The organism is Kitasatospora sp. NPDC018619, assembly GCF_044391605.1.
Lineage (GTDB): Bacteria > Actinomycetota > Actinomycetes > Streptomycetales > Streptomycetaceae > Kitasatospora.
In genome coordinates this window covers 20,112-40,919 of record NZ_JBISAI010000018.1, presented here as the reverse complement: position 1 = coordinate 40,919, position 20,808 = coordinate 20,112, and the positions used below count along the sequence as shown (strand labels likewise).

Annotated in this window: 9 protein-coding genes; 4 read left to right on the top strand and 5 right to left on the bottom strand. The window is 76.6% G+C overall.

All coding sequences use genetic code 11. From position 1 onward, the window contains the following. The first annotated feature begins 8 nt into the window (after positions 1–8). Positions 9–12,392, top strand: coding sequence for an amino acid adenylation domain-containing protein (locus tag ACH5AR_RS26180; protein ID WP_396303953.1), 12,384 nt, complete (start codon positions 9–11; stop codon positions 12,390–12,392). Then, complete coding sequence (locus ACH5AR_RS26175; protein ID WP_396303952.1) at positions 12,389–13,675, top strand: MFS transporter; 1,287 nt, start codon at positions 12,389–12,391, stop codon at positions 13,673–13,675. The genes ACH5AR_RS26180 and ACH5AR_RS26175 overlap by 4 nt, the downstream gene beginning before the upstream one ends. Before the next feature lie 107 nt (positions 13,676–13,782). Here ACH5AR_RS26175 and ACH5AR_RS26170 read toward each other — a convergent pair whose 3' ends face one another. Next, complete coding sequence (locus tag ACH5AR_RS26170) at positions 13,783–15,141, bottom strand: sensor histidine kinase (RefSeq protein WP_396303951.1); 1,359 nt, start codon at positions 15,139–15,141, stop codon at positions 13,783–13,785. A 34-nt stretch (positions 15,142–15,175) separates the two neighbouring features. Between ACH5AR_RS26170 and ACH5AR_RS26165 the strand changes: the two genes are divergently transcribed. Beyond that, on the top strand, positions 15,176–15,820 hold the full coding sequence (locus tag ACH5AR_RS26165) for a response regulator (RefSeq protein ID WP_396303950.1): 645 nt from the start codon (positions 15,176–15,178) through the stop codon (positions 15,818–15,820). A gap of 45 nt (positions 15,821–15,865) precedes the next feature. Here ACH5AR_RS26165 and ACH5AR_RS26160 read toward each other — a convergent pair whose 3' ends face one another. The 3 genes from ACH5AR_RS26160 to ACH5AR_RS26150 all read right to left on the bottom strand — a co-directional run bounded on the left by ACH5AR_RS26160 (position 15,866) and on the right by ACH5AR_RS26150 (position 17,730). Next, positions 15,866–16,456 carry a TrmH family RNA methyltransferase gene (locus tag ACH5AR_RS26160; protein WP_396303949.1) on the bottom strand — a complete coding sequence of 197 codons (591 nt, stop codon included), beginning with the start codon at positions 16,454–16,456 and terminating at the stop codon, positions 15,866–15,868. Then, positions 16,453–17,097 (bottom strand): class I SAM-dependent methyltransferase, encoded by a 645-nt coding sequence (locus ACH5AR_RS26155; protein WP_396303948.1) that lies wholly within the window; start codon positions 17,095–17,097, stop codon positions 16,453–16,455. Before ACH5AR_RS26155 ends, ACH5AR_RS26160 begins: the two co-directional genes overlap by 4 nt. A gap of 165 nt (positions 17,098–17,262) precedes the next feature. Then, positions 17,263–17,730: a carboxymuconolactone decarboxylase family protein gene (locus tag ACH5AR_RS26150; RefSeq protein WP_396303947.1), complete on the bottom strand. Its 468-nt coding sequence runs from the start codon at positions 17,728–17,730 to the stop codon at positions 17,263–17,265. Between the two features lie 211 nt (positions 17,731–17,941). On the opposite strand from ACH5AR_RS26150, the gene ACH5AR_RS26145 reads away from it, so the two are divergent. Continuing rightward, the gene (locus ACH5AR_RS26145; RefSeq protein WP_396303946.1) at positions 17,942–18,142 is read left to right on the top strand and encodes a hypothetical protein; all 201 of its coding nucleotides are present in this window, start codon (positions 17,942–17,944) and stop codon (positions 18,140–18,142) included. A gap of 17 nt (positions 18,143–18,159) precedes the next feature. On the opposite strand, the gene ACH5AR_RS26140 is transcribed toward ACH5AR_RS26145, so the two are convergent. Continuing rightward, the gene (locus tag ACH5AR_RS26140; RefSeq protein ID WP_396303945.1) at positions 18,160–20,772 is read right to left on the bottom strand and encodes a YbhN family protein; all 2,613 of its coding nucleotides are present in this window, start codon (positions 20,770–20,772) and stop codon (positions 18,160–18,162) included. Positions 20,773–20,808 lie beyond the last annotated feature (36 nt).

The following is a 20,808-nucleotide window of genomic DNA, read 5'->3' as shown; positions in this document are numbered from 1 at the left end:
GCATGAGCATGAACGGTCCCACGTCCGACCGGCTGTCGGCGCTGCCGCCCGAGCTGCGCGAGAAGCTGCTGAAGCGGCTGGCCGGCCAGGGCGCGGCCCCGGACGCGCCCGCCGGGCCCGCCGGTGCGGCGGACGCCGCGATCGGCGCCGGGCCCCGCCCGGAGGAGGTCCCGCTCTCCTCCGGCCAGCAGCGGCTGTGGTTCCTCAGCAGCCTCGACCCCGAGGGCAGCGAGTACACCAGCGCCTTCGGCCTGCGGCTGACCGGGCCGCTCGACCGCGACGCGCTGGCCCGGGCGGTCGACCTGGTGGTGGAGCGGCATGAGGTGCTGCGCACCAGCTACCGGGTCGTGGACGACCGGGTGCGCCAGGTCGTCCACCCGGCGGCGCCCGGGGTGCTGTGCTTCGCGGAGCCTTCGGCCGGCGGACCCGCCGACGAGGCCGCCGTCGAGGCCGCCGTGCGGGCCGAGCTGGCGACGCCCTTCGACCTCGCGGACGGCCCGCTGCTGCGCGCCCTGCTGCTGCGGTCCGCGCCGGAGCGGCACGTGCTGCTGGTCACCGCCCACCACAGCGTCGTGGACGGCTGGTCCTCGGGCGTGCTGTTCGACGAGATCGGCTCGGCGTACGCGCAGTTCGCGGCCGGCCGGACGCCGCGCCCGGAGCCGGTCGCGGTCCAGTACGCCGACTACGCGCTCTGGCAGCGCGAGTGGCTGGACGGGCCCGAGGTGAAGGCCGGGCTCGACTACTGGGAGAGCAGGCTGCGCGGCGCCGAGCCGCTCGACCTGCCCACCGACCGCCCCCGCCCGGCGGTGCGCGACACGGCCGGCGCCGTGCTGCGGCTGGCCGTGCCCGCGGCCTCGACCGCCCGGCTCAAGGACCTCGCCCGGCGCGAGGGCACCACGCTGTTCCCGGTGCTGCTGGCCGGCTACCAGCTGCTGCTGGCCCGGCTCTCCGGGCAGCCGGACGTCACCGTCGGCACCGTCACCACCGGCCGCGGCCGCCCCGAACTGGAGCGCGCCGTCGGCTTCTACGCCAACACCGTCGCGCTGCGCACCGCGGTGGACGAGGAGGAGTCCTTCGCGGCGCTGCTCGCCCGGGTGCGCGACGGCGTCCTGGACGGCTTCGAGCACGACCGGGTGCCGTTCGAGAGGCTGGTCGAGCTGCTGGAGCCGGTCCGGGACCCGAGCCGGACCCCGGTGTTCCAGACCATGCTGGTGCTGCAGAACGCCTTCGGCGCCCCGCTCGCGCTGCCCGGGGTGGCCGTCGAGCAGCTGGAGCTGCCGCGCTGGGAGGCCACCGTCGACCTCGGGCTGGAGTTCGAGGAGCGCGACGGCGGGCTGGACTTCGGCCTGTCGTACAGCACCGCGCTGTTCGACGAGGGGACCGTCCGGGCCCTCGGCGAGCGGCTGCTCGCCCTGCTGGACGCCGTCGCCGAGCGGCCGGACACCCCGCTGCGGGCGCTGCCGCTGGTCTCCGCCGAGGAGGAGGCCGCGCTGCGCCGCGGCTGGGACGCCTCGGCCGCCGCCGCCGCCGAGGCCGCCGCCGACGACGCGCCCGACACGCTGGTCCGGGCCTTCGAGCGGCAGGCCGCCGCCACCCCCGGCGCGCCCGCCCTGGTGTTCCGGGACGAGCGGCTCGACTTCGCCGGCCTCAACGCCCGGGCCAACCGCCTGGCGCGCCGGCTGCGGGCCCTCGGGATCGGCGCGGAGAGCCCGGTGGCCCTGGTGCTGCCGCGCTCGACCGAGTTCGTGGTCGCGCTCTGGGCGGTGCTCAAGGCCGGTGCGGTGTACGTGCCGATGAACGCCGAGGAGCCCGCCGAGCGGATCGCCGACCTGCTGCGCGGCATCCGCCCCGCGCTGGTGCTCGGCACCACCGGGCTGGCCGGCGCGGTGCCCGCCGAGCTGCCCCGGCTGCTGCTGGACGACCCCGCCGTGGCCGCCGCCGTCGCCGCGCTGGACGACCGGGACGAGCCCGCCGCCGCCCCGGCCCCCGGCGACGCCGCGTACGTCATCCACACCTCCGGCTCCACCGGCCGGCCCAAGGGCGTGGTGGTCGAACACCGGTCGCTGGCCAACCTGTTCGCCCGCCAGCGGGACGAGCTGTTCCGCCCCGCGGCGGCCCTGCTCGGCCGCCCGCTGAGGGTCGCCCTGACCACGGTGCCGACCTTCGACGCCTCCTGGAACCCGCTGATGGCGGTGGCCGACGGCCACACCCTGCACCTGGTGGACAGCGAGACCCGGCTGAACGCCGACGACCTGGTGGCCTACGCCCGGCGCGAGCGGGTGGACCTGTTCCAGCTCACGCCGTCCTTCGCCCGCCCGGTGCTCGACGCCGGCCTGCTCGACCCCGCCGCGCCGCACCGGCCCGCGGTGCTGGTGCTCGGCGGCGAGGCGGTCGGCGAGGCCCTGTGGCGTGAGCTGGCCGCCACCCCGGGGCTGACCGCCCACAACTTCTACGGCCCGGCCGAGTGCACCGTCGACACCCTCGCCGCCCGGGTGGACGCCGCCCGCGCGCCGGAGCTCGGCCTGCCGGTGCGCGGCACCCGGGCCTACGTGCTGGACGCGCACCTGCGGCCCGTCCCGCCCGGCGTGCGCGGCGAGCTCTACCTGGCCGGCCTGCCGGTCGGGCGCGGCTACCTGCACCGGGCGGCCCTGACCGCCGAGCGCTTCGTGGCCGACCCGTTCGGCCCCGCCGGCACCCGGATGTACCGCACCGGCGACCTGGTCCGGCGCACCGCCGACGGACGGCTGGAGTTCGCCGGCCGCGGCGACGACCAGGTCAAGATCAACGGCGTCCGGGTGGAGCCGGGCGAGATCGAGGCGGCGCTGCGCACCCACCCCGCGGTGGAGGACTGCGCCGTGGTGCCGCGGGCCGGCCGGGCCGGCGTCCAGCGGCTCGTCGCCTTCGTGGTGCCCAGCGCCGGGGTGCCGGACGCGGCCGCGCTCCGCGCCCACCTGCACGGCCTGCTACCGGACTACCTCGTTCCCGCCGCCTTCTCCTTCCTGGCCGCGCTGCCGCGCACCGCCGGCGGCAAGACCGACCGCCGGGCCCTGCCGGAGAGCGCCGTCGAGCCGGAGCCGGCGGCCGGCTACGTGCCGCCGCGCACCGAGGTCGAACGCGTCCTGGCCGGGATCTGGGCCGAGCTGCTCGGCACCGACCTGGTCGGCACCGAGGACAACTTCTTCGCCCTCGGCGGCGACTCCATCCTCAGCATCCAGGCCGTCTCCCGGGCCCGGGCCGCCGGCCTGCGGCTCCAGTCCAGGGACATCCTGGTCAAGCAGACCATCGCCCGGATCGCCCCCGGCGTCACCACCGGGGCGGACACCGCCCGGCCGGCCGAGCACCGGGGGCCGGCCCCGCTGGCGCCGATGCAGCACCGGCTGCTGGCCGGCGCGGCCGAGGTCCCGCTGTTCACCATGTCGCTGCTGCTGGAGCTCGCCCCCGGCACCGACCGGGCGGCCCTGGAGCGGGCCCTGGACGCCCTGGTCGCCCACCACCCGGCGCTGCGCACCCGGCTGCGCCGCACGGACGGCGGCTGGCTCCAGGAGGCCGCCGCGCGCCCGGACGGCCCGCTGCTGAGCCGCCGGGACACCGCCGGCCTGGGCGAGCCCGAGCGCGCGGCCGCGCTGCGCGAGGAGGCGGCGGCGGCCCGCCGCGCGCTGGACCCGGAGCACGGCGAGGTGCTGCGCGCCGTGCTGTTCGACGACGGCGCCGGGGCCGCTCCCCGGCTGCTGCTGACGGCGCACCACCTGGTGGTGGACGGCGTCTCCTGGCGCATCCTGCTGGACGACCTCGCGACCGGCTACGAGCAGGCCCTGGCCGGCCGCCCGGTCGACCTCGGCGCCCCGACCACCCCGTTCGCGGCCTGGTCCGCCCGGCTCGCCGAGTACGTCCGCGAGGGCGGCCTGGACGCCGAACTCCCGTACTGGCGGCGGATCGCCGAGGAGGCCTTCGAGCTGCCCGCGGACGGCGAGGGGCCCAACACGGCGGCCACGCTGGAGCGCACCGACTTCGCCCTCACTGCCGAGGAGACCGCGGCGCTGCTGCGCGACGTCCCGCCGGTCTACCGGACCAGGGTGGACGACGTGCTGCTCACCGCGCTGGCCGGCGCGCTCGCCGAGTGGACCGGCCGCGAGCGGGTGCTGGTCGGCCTGGAGGGGCACGGGCGCGAGGACGTCCTGCCCGGCACCGACCTCTCCCGCACGGTCGGCTGGTTCACCGCCGTCCACCCCGTCGCGCTGACCGTGGCGGCCGGCGAGGGCGTCGCCGCCCGGCTGAAGTCCGTCAAGGAGCAGCTGCGGGCCGTCCCCGCCAAGGGCTTCGGCCACGGCGCGCTGGCCGCCCACCGGGAGGGCTTCACCCCGGCCCCCGCCCCGGCCGTGACCTTCAACTACCACGGGCAGCTGGACGGCGCGTTCGCCGCCCGCTCCCTCTACCGCGCCCACCTGGGCGACGGCGGGCCGCAGTGGGACGGCGACCACGAGCGGAGCGCGCAGATCGAGGTGGTCGGCGCCGTCTCCGACGGGGTGCTCACGCTGTCCTGGTTCACCTCCCGGGCGCTGCACCGGCCGCAGACCGTCCGGCGGCTCGGCGAGTCGCTGCTGGCGCACCTGCGGGCCGTCATCGCGCACTGCGCGGAGCCCGGCGCCGGCGGCCGCACGCCGTCCGACCACCCGCTGGCCCGGCTCGACCAGGCGGCCCTCGACCGGCTGGTCGGCGACGGCCGGGCGGTGGACGACGTCCTGCCGCTCACCCCGCTGCAGGGCGGCATGCTCTTCCACACCCTGACCGACCCGGACGGCGGCGCCTACGTCGACCAGCTGGCCCTGCGGCTGGAGGGACTGACCGACGCCGGTGCGCTCGCCGAGGCCTGGCGCGCCGTGTTCCGGCGCACCGACGTGCTGCGCGCCACCGTCCGCTGGGAGGGCGTGCCCGAGCCGGTGCAGCTGATCCGCTCGGACCTGGAGCTGCCGGTCGAGGTGCTCGACTGGCGCGGCGACCCGGACCAGGAGCGCCGCCTGAAGGAGCTCAGCCGGGCCGAGCGCGAGCGCGGCATCGACCTGGCCGCCGGGCCGCTGATGCGGATCGTCCTGGCCCGGGTCGACGACCGGACCGTCCACCAGCTCTGGACGTTCAGCCACCTGCTGCTGGACGGCTGGAGCACCGCCCAGCTCTTCGAGGAGGTGCTGGAGCACTACGTCGCCGCGGTGGAGGGGCGGGCCGCCCTGCCGGCCAGCCGCCCGCCGTTCCGCGAGTACCTGGAGTGGCTGGCCGGACAGGACCGCGAGGCCGCCCTGGCGCACTGGCGGCGGGCGCTGGCCGGCTTCGCCGAGCCCACCGCGCTGCCGGTGGACCGCCAGCCCGCCGCCGACCACCGCACCCGGGCCACCGGCTCGTACCGGCTCGCCCTGGACCCGGCGGTCACCCGGGTGCTGGCCGACTGGTGCCGGGAGAACCGGATCACCCTCAACACCCTGATGCAGGGCGCCTGGGCGATCCTGCTGTCGCGGCACGCAGGCGAGCCGGACGTGGTCTTCGGCGCCGTCGTCTCCGGGCGCACCCCCGAGGTGCCGGGGATCGAGACCGGCATCGGCATGTTCGTCAACACCGTCCCGGTCCGCGCCCGGCTGGCCGGGCCGGAGGCGGACCACGACCTCGGGGCCTGGCTGCGCGCCCTCCAGGCGGCCCAGGCGGAGAGCACCGCGCACGACTACCTGGCCCTGTCGGACATCCGGCGCTGCGCCGAACTGGCCTCCGGTGACAGGCTGTTCGACAGCGTGGTGGTCTTCGAGAACTACCCGGTCGCGGAGGGCGCCACCGGCCGCGACGAGGTGGCCGTCCGGGTGCTGCGCGCCTCCGACAGCAGCACCGTGCCGCTCACCGTCAGCAGCCACGCCGACACCGCGCTGCGGATCGAACTCACCTACGACCCCGAACTGTTCGACGCCGCCACGGTGGAGCGGATCGGCGGCCGGCTGCGCACCCTGCTGGAGGGCGTGGCCGCGGACCCGCACCGCGGGCCGGCCGCGCTGCCCTGGCTCACCGAGCAGGAGCGGCACACCCTGCTCGTCGAGTGGAACGCCACCGACCGCCCGCGCCGCACCGAGACGCTGGTCCAGGAGCTGTTCGACGCCCAGGTCGCCGCCCGCCCGGACGAGCCGGCCGTGCTGGCGGCGGACGGCGGCGCCGCGCTGACCTTCCGGGAGCTGGACCGCCGGGCCAACCGGCTCGCCCACCGGCTGGTCGCCGCCGGCGCCCGGCCGGGCGAGCGGGTTGCCCTGCACCTGGAGCGCTCCAGCGACATGGTGGTCGCGGTGCTCGCCGTACTGCGGTCCGGTGCCGCCTACGTGCCGCTGGACCCGGCCTACCCGCGCGAGCGGCTGGAGTTCATGCTCGCGGACGCCGAACCGGCCGTGGTGCTCAGCCACGCGGCGATCGCCGACCGGCTGCCCGGCCACGGCGGCGCCCTGGTCACCGTCGAGTCCGCCGCCGCGAGCGGCCCGGACACCCCGCCGGAGGTCGCCGCCGGCCCCGACGACCCGGTGTACGTGGTGTACACCTCCGGCTCCACCGGTCGGCCCAAGGGCGTGGTGGTCACCCACCGCAACCTGCTGTACATCGCCGGTGCCTGGGACGAGCTGTACGGCCTGGCGGAGCACCGGCTGCGCTTCGTCTCCATCACCAGCCTCTCGGTGGACCTCTTCCTGGCCGACCTGCTCCGCTCGGTCTTCTTCGGCGGTTCGATGCTCGTCGTGCCGACCGACCTGGTCACCGACCCGGCCCGGCTGCTCGCGCTGGTCGAGCGGGTCGGCGGCACCGCGATCGAGCTGGTCCCCTCGCTGGCCAAGGCGCTGGTCGAGGAGGTCCGGGGCCGCGGCGGGAGGCTGCCGGCCTTCCGGGTGATGTCGGTCGGCTCGGAGGGCTGGCGGGTCGACGACTGCCGCGAGCTGCTGGAGCACGCCCACCCGGACACCATGGTGGTCAACGCCTACGGGGCCACCGAGGCCACCGTCGACTCCACGGTGTTCGTGCCCACCCCCGAGCGGCTGGCCCGCCTCGCCGCCTACGTGCCGGTCGGCAGCCCGATCGCCAACACCCGGGTGTACGTCCTCGACGAGCGGGGCGAGCCGGTGCCGGTCGGCGTGCCCGGCCACATCCACATCGGCGGGGACGGCGTGAGCGCCGGCTACTGGCGGCGCCCCGAGCTGACCGCCGAGCACTTCCTGCCCGACCCGTTCACCCCGGGCGGCCGGCTCTACCGGCCGGGCGACCTGGCCCGCTGGACGGCCGACGGCGTCCTGGAGTTCCTCGGCCGGGCCGACCACCAGGTCAAGATCCGCGGCTTCCGGATCGAGCTCGCCGAGGTCGAGGCGGCGCTCACCGCGCTGGACGACGTCGCCGAGGCGGTCGTGGTGGCCCGCCGCGACCGCGGCCGGGACCGGCTTGTGGCGTACGTGGTGCCCGCCGTGCCCGGCGCCGGGATCGACCCGGCCGGGCTGCGGGCCCGCCTCGCCGCCGGCCTGACCGAGGCGATGGTGCCCTCGGCCTTCGTCGCCCTGGAGCGCGTGCCGCTGCTGCCCAACGGCAAGACCGACCGCCGGGCGCTGCCCGAGCCGCCCGAGGACCTCGGCCTCGGCGGCGAGTACCTGGCCCCCGAGGGGGCGACCGAGACCCTGCTGGCCGGGATCTGGGCGGAGGTGCTGGGCGTCGAGCGGATCGGCGCCGAGGACAACTTCTTCGAGCTGGGCGGCGACTCGCTGCTGAGCATCCGGGTGGTCTCCCGGCTGCGGCAGCACGTCGACTCCGGGATCTCCCCGCGCGCCCTCTTCGGGGCGCCGACCGTCCGCTCGCTGGCGGCCCTGCTCGACGCCGAGCGCCAGGAGCCCGCCGACGCGCCGGTGCCGGTCGGCCGGGAGAGCGCCCCGCCGCTCTCCTTCGGCCAGCAGCGGCTGTGGTTCCTCGGCCAGTTCGGCGACACCGGCGCCGAGTACAACTCCCCGCTCGGCCTGCGGGTGCACGGCCCGCTGGACGCCGACGCGCTCGAAGGGGCGCTGGCCGACCTGGTGGACCGCCACGAGTCGCTGCGCACCGTCTTCGGCGAGGTCGACGGCGAGGGGCGGCAGCTGATCGCCCCGCCCGGGCGGCCCTTCGCCCTGGCCCGCACCGACCTGTCCGGCCACCCCGCGCACCAGCGCGAGGAACGGCTGTGGGAGGCCGTCGGCGCCGACGGCGCCACCCCGTTCGACCTGCGCACCGGCCCGCTGTTCCGGGCCCACCTCGTCCGGCTGGCCGAGGACGAGCACGTGCTGACCCTGGTCCTGCACCACATCGTCACCGACGGCCGCTCGGCCGGCGTGCTGCTCCGCGACCTCGCCGAGCTGTACCGCGTCCGACGCCACGGCGGCACCGCCGACCTGCCGGAACTCCCCGTCCAGTACGCCGACTTCGCGGCCTGGCAGCGCGCCCGCTGGGAGGCCACGGGCAGCGCCCGGCTGGACTGGTGGCGGGAGCGGCTGGCCGGCCTGGAGCCGCTGGAGCTGCCCACCGACCGGCCCCGGCCGCCGGTGCGCGGCCGCGAGGGGGCGCAGCTGGAGTTCTCCGTGGACGCGGAGACCGCCAAGCGGCTCAAGCGGATCGCCCAGGACCGCGGCGCGACGCTGTTCACCGCGCTGGTCGCGGCGACCCAGCTGCTGCTCGCGCACTGGTCGGGCCAGGACGACATCGCGGTGGGAACCGTGTCGGCCGGTCGCGACCGGCCCGAACTGGAGCAGCTGGTCGGCTTCTTCGTGGACACCCTGGTGCTGCGCTCCGAGGTGGACTGGGAGGAGGACTTCGACGGCTTCCTCGGCCGGGTGCGGGAGTCCGTCAACGGTGCCTTCGCCCACGCCGACGTGCCCTTCGACCGGCTGGTCGAGGCGCTGCGGCCGGAGCGCGACCCGAGCCGCACCCCGCTGTTCCAGGCCATGGTGGTCCTCCAGGACGCCCCGGGCGCCCCGGTGCGCCTGGACGGCGCCCGCCTGGAGGAGTTCGGCCTGCCCACCGGCGGCGCCGCGTTCGACCTCACCTTCCAGTTCCAGGAGACCGACCGCGGCCTGGACGCCGCCCTCCAGTACAGCGTCGGCCTGTTCGACGCCGGCACCGCCCGGCGGATGGCGGACGCCCTGGTCCTGCTGCTCGGCGCCGTCGCCGAGCGCCCGGGCGACCGGCTGCGCGAACTCCCGTACGTCCCGGCCGGGGAGCGGGTGCTGGAGCCCCGGCGCTGGCACCGGGCCCCGGACGAGGAGGGCGGCGTGCCCGCCCACGAGCTGGTGCGCCGCCGGGCCGCCGAGCGCCCGCACGCGCCGGCCGTGGTCGCGGACGACGGCACCGAGGTCACGTACGCCGAACTCAACGCCCGGGCCGACGGGTTGGCCCGCCGCCTGGTCGCCCGGGGGGTCGTCCCGGACACCCTGGTCGGCGTGTTCGCCGACCGCGGGGTGGAGATGGTGGTGGCGGCGCTCGCGGTCCTCAAGGCCGGCGGCGGCTACGTGCCGCTGGACCCGCAGTACCCGGCCGACCGGATCGGCGCGATGATCGCGGGCACCGCCGTCCCGCTGCTGCTCACCCAGGGGCACCTGGCCGAGCGGCTGCCCGAGGGGCCGTTCGAGGTCCTGCGGCTGGACGGGCCGGACGGCCCGTCCGGCGGGCCGGTCCCGGCCGGCGCCGCGCTGCCCGGCGAGCCGGGCTCCCCGCACCGGGTGGAGCCCGACCACGTCGCCTACGTGGTGCACACCTCCGGCTCCACCGGCCGCCCCAAGGCCGTGGTGATCAGCCACGGCGCGATCGCCCGGACCGCCCGGGTGCTGCGCGAGGCCTGGAACATCACCGCGGACAGCCGGGTGCTGCAGTACGCGCCGGCCAGCTTCGACGGCGGGGTGTGCGACCTGTTCTGCACCCTCACCGCGGGCGGCACGCTCTGCCTCACCTCCCCGCGCCCCGCGCCGGACCCGGCCGGGGAGATCATCCGGCACGGCGCCACCGTCGCGGTGCTGCCCCCGGCGCTGCTCGCGGTGATGGACGCCGACCGGCTGCGCGGGCTGCTGCCCACCGTGGCCGCGGCCGGCGACGTCTGCCCGCCCGACCTGGTGCGCACCTGGTCGAAGGGCCGGGAGTTCTTCAACGTGTACGGGCCGAGCGAGGCCACCCTGGTGTCCACCCTGTGGAGCCCGGGCGAGCTGCGCGAGGGAGCCCCCGTGCCGGTCGGCACCGAGCTCAACGGCGTCGGCCTGCACATCCTCGACCGCCACCTGCGGCCGGTGCCGGACGGCGTGCCCGGCGAGCTCTACATCGACGGCCCCGGGCTCGGCCGCGGTTACGCGGGGCAGCCCGCGCTGACCGCCGGCCGGTTCGTCGCCAACCCCTTCGGCGCCCCCGGGAGCCGGATGTACCGCACCGGTGACCTGGTCCGCCGGGTGGCCGGCGGCGAGCTGGAGTTCGTCAGCCGCACCGACAACCAGTTCAAGGTCCGCGGACACCGGGTCGAGCCCGCCGAGATCGAGGCCGTGCTGCTGCGCGAGCCCGGCGTCGGGGACGCCGCCGTGGTGGTCCTCAAGCCGGAGGGCGGCCGCGAGCTGCTGGCCGCGTACGTGGCCCCCGGCGCCCGGTCGAGCGCCGCCGAGCTCTCGCCCGCGGCGCTGCGGGAGGCGGTGGCCCGCGCCCTGCCCGGCTACATGGTGCCGGGCGCCGTCCAGGTGCTGGACCAGCTCCCGGTCGGCACCAACGGCAAGGTGGACCGGCGCCGGCTCCCGGCGCCGACCGCACCGGACACCGCCGAGGCGGCCCGGGTGGCGCCGCGCGACCGGAAGGAGGAACTGCTCGCCGCGATCTGGGCGCAGACGCTCGGCGTCGAGCGGGTCGGCGTCGAGGACAGCTTCTTCGACCTCGGCGGCGACTCCATCCTCAGCATCCAGGTGGTCGCCCGGGCCCGCCGGGCCGGGCTGCGGCTGGACGCCCAGGACGTCTTCCTGCACCAGACGGTGGCCGAACTCGCCGCCGCCGCCACCGAGATCGGCCAGGGCGCGGCCGGGGGGCGGCCGCCGGCCGTCGGGCCCGTCCCGCTGACCCCGGTGCAGCGCTGGTTCTTCGACACCCACGACCACCCGCACCACTTCAACCAGTCGGTGCTGCTGGAGCTCGGCGCCCCGGCCGACCGCACGGCGCTCACCGCCGCGCTGGAGGCCCTGGTCGAGCACCACGACGCGCTGCGGATGCGCTACACCCGCACCGCCGACGGCTGGGCCCAGGAGAACCCGCCCTACCGGCCCGGCGAGCCGCTGCTGCGGGTGGTGGACGCCTCCGCCACCCCGGACGGCGAGCTGGACGCCCTGCTGGACCGCGAGGCCCGCGCCACCCAGGCCGGGTTCGACCTGGAGCGCGGCCCGCTGCTCGCCGCCGTCCTCTTCGACTCCGGCGAGCGCCGCCGCGCCCGGCTGTTCCTGACGGTCCACCACCTGGTGGTCGACACCGTCTCCTGGAACATCCTGCTGGACGACCTGGACGCGGCCCACGCCCGGGCGGCGGCCGGGCAGCCGGTCGACCTCGGCCCGCGCGGCACCACCTTCCAGGAGTGGTCCACGCGCCTGGTCGAGCACGTGCGCTCCGGCGCGCTGGACCACGAGCTCGCGTACTGGCAGGAGGTCGGCGCCGCCCGGCCGGTGCCCCGCGACCTCGACGGCGTGGCCACCGTGGGCAGCGGCCGGGAGGTGCGGGTGCGGCTCGGCGCCGAGGACTCGGCCCAGCTGGCCGAGCACGCGCCGACGGTCTACCGCACCAGGGTCGAGGAGATCGCGCTCGCCGCGCTCGCCCGGGTGCTGGCCCGCTGGACCGGCGAGGACGAGGTCACCGTCGACCTGGAGGGCCACGGCCGGGACCGGCTGCTGGACGGCGTCGACCTGTCCCGGACGGTCGGCTGGTTCACCGCGGTGCACCCCGTGCGCCTCACCGTCCCCGGGGGCGACGACTGGCGGGCCCTGACCCGCACCGTGCGGCGGCAGCTGCGCGCCGTCCCCGGCAAGGGACTGGGCCACGGCCCGCTGCGCCACCTGCACCCGGACGCCCCGCTCACCGGGCCGGACCCGGACGTGGTGTTCAACTTCCTCGGCCGGCACCGCAGCGACGGCGGGCCCGGCAGCGGCCTCGTGCACACCGTGCACGGCGCGATCGGCCAGGACCTCGGCCCGGACGACCGGATGGAGCACGTGTTGGAGATCGTCGGCGGGATCCGCGACGGACGGTTGGAGTTCACCTGGTACTACTCCCCGGCCGTGCACCTCCCCGGCACGGTGGAACGGCTGGCCGCGGAGTTCGCCGACGTGCTGCGCGCGATCGCCGCCGAGTGCCGGGAGGTGCGGGGATGAGCGAGCTGGCACCCGCCGCGGACCGCCCGGTCGCGGTCGAGCCGGAGCCCGAGCTGCCGCTGCGCCGCAACCGGGTCTACCACCTGCTGTGGATCGGCACCACGGCCTCCGAGACCGGCCTCAACGTCTCCACCATCGCCTTCCCGCTGCTCGCCCTCGCCACGACCGGCTCGCCCGGGGTGGCCGGCGCGGTGAGCGCGGTCAACGCGGTGGCCCAGGTGGTCGTCGGGCTGCCGGCCGGTGCGCTGGTGGACCGCTGGGACCGCAAGAAGATCATGGTGGCCTGCGTGCTGGTCCGGGCGGTGGCGCTCGGCCTGCTCGCGCTCGCCGCCGCCACCGGGCACGTCACCACCTGGCTGCTGCTGCTCACCGCGGCCGTGGCCGGGGCGGCCACCAGCCTGTTCGACCCGGCCGAGCGGGCCTCGCTGCCGCTGGTGGTGACCCGCGGGCAACTGCCCACGGCGCTCTCGGTGAACACCGCGCGGATGCACCTGGGGCAGCTGGCCGGCACCTCGGGCGGCGGGTTCCTGTTCGGCCTCGGGCGGGCCGTCCCGTTCGTCGCCGACGCCGCCGCCCACCTGCTGGCCTTCGTGACGCTGCTGTTCGTCCGGCTGCCGAAGCAGGAGCGCAGGCCCTCGCCGCTCTCGACCATCCCGCGGGACATCGTGGCCGGGTTCGCCTTCCTGGTGCGCCAGCCGTTCCTGCGCTCGACCACCCTGCTGCTGCTCGGCCTCAACCTGCTGTTCCAGGCGCTCTACCTGGTGGTCATCGTGGCCGCGGAGCAGAACGGGGCCGCGCCGGGGAAGGTCGGCACGATGGCGGCGATGTTCGGCGTCGGCGGACTGGTCGGCGCGCTCGCGGCGCCGCGGATCTCCCGCTCGATCACGCCCTACCAGGCGGTGGTGGGGATCATCTGGCTGCTCGCGGTGCTCGTCCCGCTGATGTCCTTCACCGGCGACGCGCTGGTCTGGGGCGGGTTCCTGGCCGCCATGGCCTTCCTCGCGCCGACCGCGTACACCGTCGTCGGCACGCAGCAGATCCTGCTCACCCCGGACGGCATGCGCGGTCGGCTGAGCTCGGCGAGCAACCTGTTCAACGGCGGCGCACAGGCCGGCGGCGCGGCGCTGGGCGGTCTGCTCTCGCAGTGGCTGACCGGCACCCAGGCGATGCTCGGCTGCGCCGTCGGCCTGGCGCTGCTCGGGCTGGCCGGGGCGGCGGCGGGCTCGCTGCGGCTGCCCTCACTCGATCAGGCGAAGGAGGGTGGTCAACCCGAGAAGGACTGATCGCCTGAACGGGTGAGCGGGCCAGGAGCCCGCGCGCCCGCCCGCACGCCCCGGAGCCCACGCGCCGGAGCCCGCGCCCCCGGAGCCTGCCCCGGACCGGCGCCGGCTCAGGCGGTGGGCTCCGGCGCGTGGGCGGCACCTGACCTGCTGCCGCCGCCGGGGTCGCTTTCGCCGCTGCCGCCGCCGACGCCGCTGCCGGTGCCGCCGTCACGGGAGGCCGGGGCGCCGTCCAGCGGCAGCACGACGGCCATCCGCCAGCCGCCGTTCGCACCGGCCCCGGCGGTCAGCTCACCGCCCAGCCCGGCGACCCGTCGGCGCAGCTCCCGGATGCCGGTCCCGCCGCCCTCGCGCTCGACCGCCGGGGCGGGCGCCCGGGCGCCCGCCGGGACCGGCTCGTTGTCGACCAGGAGGCGCAGGGCCGTGCCGTCGGCCACCCGCTCGGCGGTGACCGTCACCCTGGGCGAGGCGGGGGCGTGCCGGCGGACGTTGGTGAGCGCCTCCATCACCACCCGGTAGCCGACCGCGCCGACCTGCTCCGGCAGGCCGTCCAGGGCGCCGGGGGAGAGTTCGAGCCGGGCCGGGATCATCCCGGTGCGCTCGAACCGGTCCATCAGGGCGGGCAGTTCGTCCAGCGAGTGGGGCCTGGCCGCCGCCCGCTCCTCGGGGTCGTCGGCCGGCGCGGTGGGCCCGTCCCGGCCCGGTCGGCGGTTCTCCTCCAGCTCGCTGAGGATCCGGATCGTCCGGTCCATCGACTTCAGGGCCTGGATCCCGGCGCTCTCGATCTGCGGGAGCAGGGCCAGCGCCTTCTCCGGCGACTCCTTCGCCAGTAGCTGCGCCGCCTGCGCCAGCACCATCACCCCGGTCACGTCGTGCGCGGCGAAGTCGTGCAGGTCCCGGGCGACGTGCAGCCGTTGGGCGCGCCGCTCCTGCGCGACGGCGAGCTTGCGGCGGCTGTCCAGCGAGCGCAGGTAGCAGGAGGCCCCCACCGCGGCCACCGCGGCCAGCCCCCAGACCACGCAGAGCCCGATGGTCTCGCGCGGCCCGGCAGGCGGGTCGAGGGTCAGCGCGATCCGCAGCGGCAGCAGGGTGACGGTCGCCAGCAGGAACAGCCCCAGCACGGCGGCGACGGCCGGGGCGGGCCCGCGCACGGCGGGCATCACGGTCACCAGCAGGGCGACCGACTCGACCAGGATCCAGAGCCCCGAGGTGTTGTCGGCGGGGCCCTCGTAGCGGAAGGTCGCGTACAGCGAGACCGCGCACGCCAGCGGGACGGTCGCCAGGGTGCGGTCCCGCGGCGTGCCGGGCTGCCACAGCAACAGGACCGCGACGGCCAGCACCGCGACCGTCGTCGAGCCCCGGATCAGTGTCGAAACCGGTGAACCCACCCACACCGCGGTCGAGACGGCGACCGTCGCGAGTAACGCCGCGCCGACCGGGCGTCCGATCCTGGCCAGTTGATTTGTCATGTGCTCGGATGCTACCCCGTGCGAGGATCGGGCCATGACGACGCGCATCGTGATCGCTGACGACCAGGCAACCGTGCGGGAAGGCTTTCGGCACATCCTCGACCTGCAACCGGACATGGAGGTGCTCGCGGTCGCGGGCGACGGCGACGAGGCGCTGGAGATCGCACGGACGCTGCGGCCGGACGTCCTGCTCGCCGACATCCGGATGCCGCGCATGGACGGGCTCGAACTGACCCGCCGGCTGGCCGAGGAGAGCCCGGGCGTCCGGGTCGTCATCGTCACCACCTTCGATCTCGACGAGTACGTCCACTCGGCGCTGAAGGCGGGCGCGTACGGCTTCCTGCTGAAGCGTTCCGGCGCGCCGCTGCTCATCGAGGCGGTGCGCGCCGCGGTCGACGGCGACTCGCTGATCAGCCCGCAGATCACCACCCGGCTGCTGCGCAGCCTGGCCGGCCCGAAGCAGAAGAAGGCGCCCAGGGCCGAGAAGCTGACGCCGCGTGAGCTGGAGGTCGCGCGGCTGGTCGCGGACGGCCTGACCAACGCCGACATCGCGGAGGCGCTGTTCATCTCGGCCGGCACGGTGAAGACCCACATCACCCACGTGCAGCGGAAGCTGAAGGTCAACAACCGGGTCGGCATCGCGGCCTGGGTCTGGGACTCGGGCGCCCGCCACGGCTGAGCCGGCCCCCGACGGGCCGGTGCCGGGGGCGGGCGCCGCCGGGGCTCAGTCCTCGTCGCCGAGGTCGCCCGCGTCGCCGAGGTCGCCCGCGAGCGCACCGTCCGGGGTGCCGCTGATCGCGTAGCCCTGCCGGCGCGCCTCGTAGCAGGCCACCGTGGCGGCCGCCGAGACGTTCAGCGAGCCGACCCGGCCCAGCTGCGGCACGAACACCACCTGGTCGCACAGGGCCAGCGCCTCGGGCGTGATCCCGCGGTCCTCGTGGCCGAGCACGAAGGCCACCGCCGGGGTCAGCTCGGCGGCGAACATCGGCACCGCCTCGTCCGCCAGCTCCAGGCCGACGACCTTGAAGCCGTCCGCCCTGGCGGCCGCGACCGCCTCGGCGACGGTCGGGAAGTGCTCCACCTTCAGGTACTTGTCGGTGCCCATCGCGGCCTTCTGGGCGCCGGAGGAGCGCACCGACGGGGTGTCCCCGGTCAGGTAGAGCTTCTCCGCGCCCATCGCCGCCCCGGTGCGGACCACCGAGCCGACGTTGAACGGCGACTGGAGGTTCTCCAGGATGATCGCGAGCCGGAACTCGTTGCTGCGCCGCCACGAGCGGTGCAGTCGCTTCAGTTCGGTCCCGCGCAGCTGCTTCACGTCGTCGTCCCTCGTCCACTCTCGGAGCCCTCGCCCGTCTCGGGGCGGGGCCGCGCTTCCAGAATCCGCACCCCGTTGACCGACGTGACCCGGGAGGTCGGGTAGCCCTGCTCGTTCAGCCACTTCTGCAGCGAGTCCGAGCCCAGGTGCTTCTGCACCACCAGGAACGCCGAGCCGTCCGGGGTCAGCCGGTCGAGCCAGTGCGTGAGCAGGCGGCGCAGCGCGGCCTTGCCGATCCGGATCGGCGGGTTGGAGTAGATGGTGGCGAAGCGGACGTCCTCCGGGACGTCGTCGGGCAGGGCGGCCCGCACGTTGCCGAGCCCCAGGGCCTCGGCGTTCAGCCGGACCAGCTCCAGGGCGCGCTCGTTGACGTCCACCGCCCACACCGGGAGGCGCTTGCGGCGGCTCGCCCAGGTCAGCGCGATCGGGCCGTAGCCGCAGCCGATGTCCAGGATCGGGCCGCGCACCCGCGGCTGCGGGGCGTGTTCGAGCAGGATCCGGGTGCACGGGTCGAGCCGGCTGCGGGAGAAGACCCCGGTGTCGGTGGTCAGTTCCAGGGTGAGGTCCGGCAGGGAGACCGTGATCGGCCGGCGGTCGCTGGCGACCTCGGGTGCACCGGTGAAGTAGTGCGAGCCGGACATGATTTCCCCGTCGTTCGTGTGGGCGTCGGGGCCACCGGGTGGGTGTGGGTTAGCCCTTCGTACGGCACCGATCGTACCCCCGGCCGCCCGGACGGCGTTCCGGCCGCCGTCCGGGCCGCGGGCGCCGGGCCGCGGGGTGCGGACGGCGCCCGGGGGCGGAGCCGGTCAGGCGGTGCCGGGGGTCTTGCGGGTGGCCACGTTGATGCGGTTCCAGGCGTTGATGGTGAAGCAGACCGAGACCAGCTGCGCCAGCTCGGCCTCCGCGAAGTGCGCGGCGGCCCGGGCGTACACCGCGTCCGGGACGCCGCCGTCGATCCGGGCGATCGCCTCGGCCAGGGCCAGGGCGGCCCGCTCGCGCTCGGTGTACACGCCGGCCGGGGCCTCCGGCCAGACCGGCAGCAGGTAGATCCGCTCGTCGGTCTCGCCGGCCTTGCGGGCGTCCTTGGCGTGCATGTCCAGGCAGTACGCGCAGCCGTTGAGCTGCGAGGTGCGCATCTGGACGAGTTCGACCAGGGCCGGGTCGAGGCCCTCGCGGGCGGCGGCGTCCAGGGCGATCATCGCGCGGAACACCTTGGGGGCGGTGCGGGCGTAGTCGAGGCGGGCGGGGGCGGCGGTGGTCTCGTTCGTCGTCATGGCTACGACCCTAGGACCGGAATGCACCATCCCCCTGGGTCATTCAGCGGTCTGTTTCCCGGGTCAATCCGCTCCTCTGGCGGGAGCCGTCCGCCGTCCGGGCGACACGCCGGGGCGCCCCCGGCACGTCGCGTCCCGGCACCGGGCGGCGGATACTGCCAGTACGCCAGCCGGGCCCGTGAAGGCCTCCGAACAGTCGAGGACGGATGCCATGCCGCAGGAACAGCACGAGGAATACCTCATCGAGGAGACCACCGAGACCGTCGAGCCGGACGAGAAGGCCCCCGAGGGCGACACCTACGACGAGGTGGCCGAACGCCGGGCCCTCGGCGGGGACCCGGCGACCGACGTCGCGGACGTCGTGGAACAGACCCGGCCGGTCCGGCACGACGAGGAGGAGTACCGGGAGTAGGGGTGCCGGGGGCAGCGCTACAGGGCCCGGCGGCGTTGCAGCCAGGCCATCGCCGCCCAGCCCGGCAGCACCGGCAGGATCAGCGTCAGCAGGCGGTACAGCGTGACGGCGGCCACCGCCCCGCCCTGCTCCATCGACGCGGTCTGCTGGAGCAGCCCGATCAGCATCCCGTCCACCGCGCCGGCCCCGCCCGGGGTCGGCGCGGCGCTGCCCACCGCGTTGCCGACCAGGAACACCACGGCGATGGCGGCGAAGGACGGCTCCCGGCCGATCGCCCGCACGCAGCAGTACAGGCAGGCGATCAGGCAGAGCGACACCAGCAGCTGCCCGGCCACCCCCACCGCCAGCCGGGACGGGCTGCGCAGCAGGTCCAGCAGCCGCGGCAGCACCTCGGCGGTCAGCGGCCGCAGCCTGGTCGCGAGCCACCGCCGGGCCGCCGGGACGGCCCACACCACGCCGAGCAGTACCGCCGCGCCCGCCAGCCCGCCGGCCACCAGGGGCAGCGCGTCCAGCTCGGAGCTGCCCGGCACGAAGTCCAGCAGGTAGACGAAGGCGCCCAGCTGCAACAGGTGCAGCACCAGCCCGATCAGGTTCCCGACGCCGACGCTGGACAGCGCCTGCGCGGTCGGGATGCCGGCCCGCTGCAACAGCCGGGTGTTCAGCGCGATCCCGCCGACGCCGCCGGGCGACACCAGCTTCACGAAGGACCCGGCCACCTGGGCCAGTACCGCGTTGCGGAAGTCCAGCCGCTCCGGCACGAAGCCGACGAAGCCCATCGCCGCCGCGACGTGGCTGGCGGCCGCCGCCGCCAGCGCCGACAGCAGCCACCAGGGGTCGGCGTCCGCCAGCGCGGCGACCGGGTTGTCCTCCGCCGCGAACAGCTGCGGGATCAGCAGCCAGCCGGCCACCACCCCGCCCCCCACGACCAGCAGGGTCCGCGGCCGCAGCCGCTCCAGCCGCACCGGCCGGCCCGCCACCTGCGGGCGGGTGCGCAGCACCTCGGCGCGGATCTCGTCGAGCAGCCCGTGCGGGCCGGGGGCGGGGCCGGGGGCGTCGGGCCCGGGGTCCGGAGCCGGCTCCGGCGCGGGGGCGGCCGCGCCGGCGGCCTTCGCGTGCTGCCTGAGGGCGCGCCGGGTGGTGTGGGTGAGGGCGATCGGCTGGAGCAGCGGCAGGGCGGCGCCGACCCGGTCCGGGCCGAGGACGGCGGTGGCGGTGCGCACGGAGCGGGCGGCCCCGGCGCGCAGCGCGAGGGTGGTGAGGAGCTGGGCGAGGTCGCAGAGCAGGACGAGCTCGGTGGCGGCGATGTCCCCGTCGGCGAAGCCGACCAGGTGCACCGCGCCCGCGTCGTCGACCAGCAGGGAGGAGGGGACGAGGGCGCGGTGGGCGATCTCGCGGCGCTGGAGCAGGGCGAGCTGCCGCCAGGCGTCGGTGAGCAGCTCGTCGGTGACCTCCTCGTCGGCGAGCTCGTCCAGGGTGCGCCCGGCCAGCCGCTCGTACGCGATGAGGGCGGTGTCCTGGCCGATCCCGGCGGTGGCGGCGATGCTGCGGGTGCGGACCCCGGCGGCCAGGGCCGCGTAGGCGACCAGGGCCTCGTGCTCCAGCCCGGTGCGGGGGGAGCGCAGCGCGCGCGGGTCGGGGGCGGTGCGCAGCCGCAGCCGGCGCCAGGCGCGCTGGACGGCGGCCGCGGTGACGGCCTGCCGGTCCAGGAGCTGGACGTCGAGGGCGGGGCGGCCGTCGGCCTGCCGGACCAGGTAGCGGTCGGGGCCGGCCGGCTGGGCCTCGACCGGGCGCAGGCCGCTGTCGCGCAGGGCGCGCAGCACCTCGCCGGGCCGGGGGCACGGGTCGGGGGTGCCGACGGCGTACAGGGTGCCGTGGGCGCCGGTCCAGCCGATCAGCAGCCCGAGCAGCAGCGCGGTCGGGGTGGCGTACCCGCCGGCCAGCCCGGCGAGGCCGGAGAGGGCGAGGACGCTCCAGGGCAGGCGGCGCTCCCGGCTGCCGGAGGCGGTCATGAAGGCGAGGGCCGGCGCGAGGTAGCCGTAGACGGGCTCGGTGTGGCCCAGCCCGCCGCCGGGCAGCGGCTGGGTCAGCGCGGTGAGCAGCGAGAGCGGGGCGAGGCCGTCGGCCCACAGGTCCAGGCCGAGGGTGGCGCCGTACGCGAGGACGGCGGCGAGCAGGCCGTCGGAGACCTGTTGGACGGCGCGCCGCCGGTCGGGGCCGAGCAGCCGGCGCACGGCGAGGCCGACCGGGAGCAGCAGGACGGCGGCGGTGGTGAGCCCGCCGGCCAGGCTCGCCAGCGGGCGGGGCACCAGGGCGGCCGCCTCGGCGACGTCGGCGGCGATGCCGCCGGTGGTGGCCCGGGCGTAGTCGGCGAGCAGCAGGGTGAGGGCGACCGCGAACAGGCCGCCGAGCAGCCGGATCAGGGCGACGGGCTGCCGGACCCGGTCGGTGGCGGGCAGCGGGCGGGCCCGGAACCGGCCGGGGCCGCTCTGCCCGGGTATCCGGGCGGGGGCCGCCCCGGCGCCGTCGGGCTCGTCGCCCCGCGTCCCCGCGTCGCGGTCCCGTTGCTCGGGCGCCTCCCCGGGGTCGCCCCCGCCGGTGCCGCCGTTCGTTCTCCCCGTCACGATCGCCACGGATGGCATGCTCCCATGCCGCCCCCGGGCGCGGCG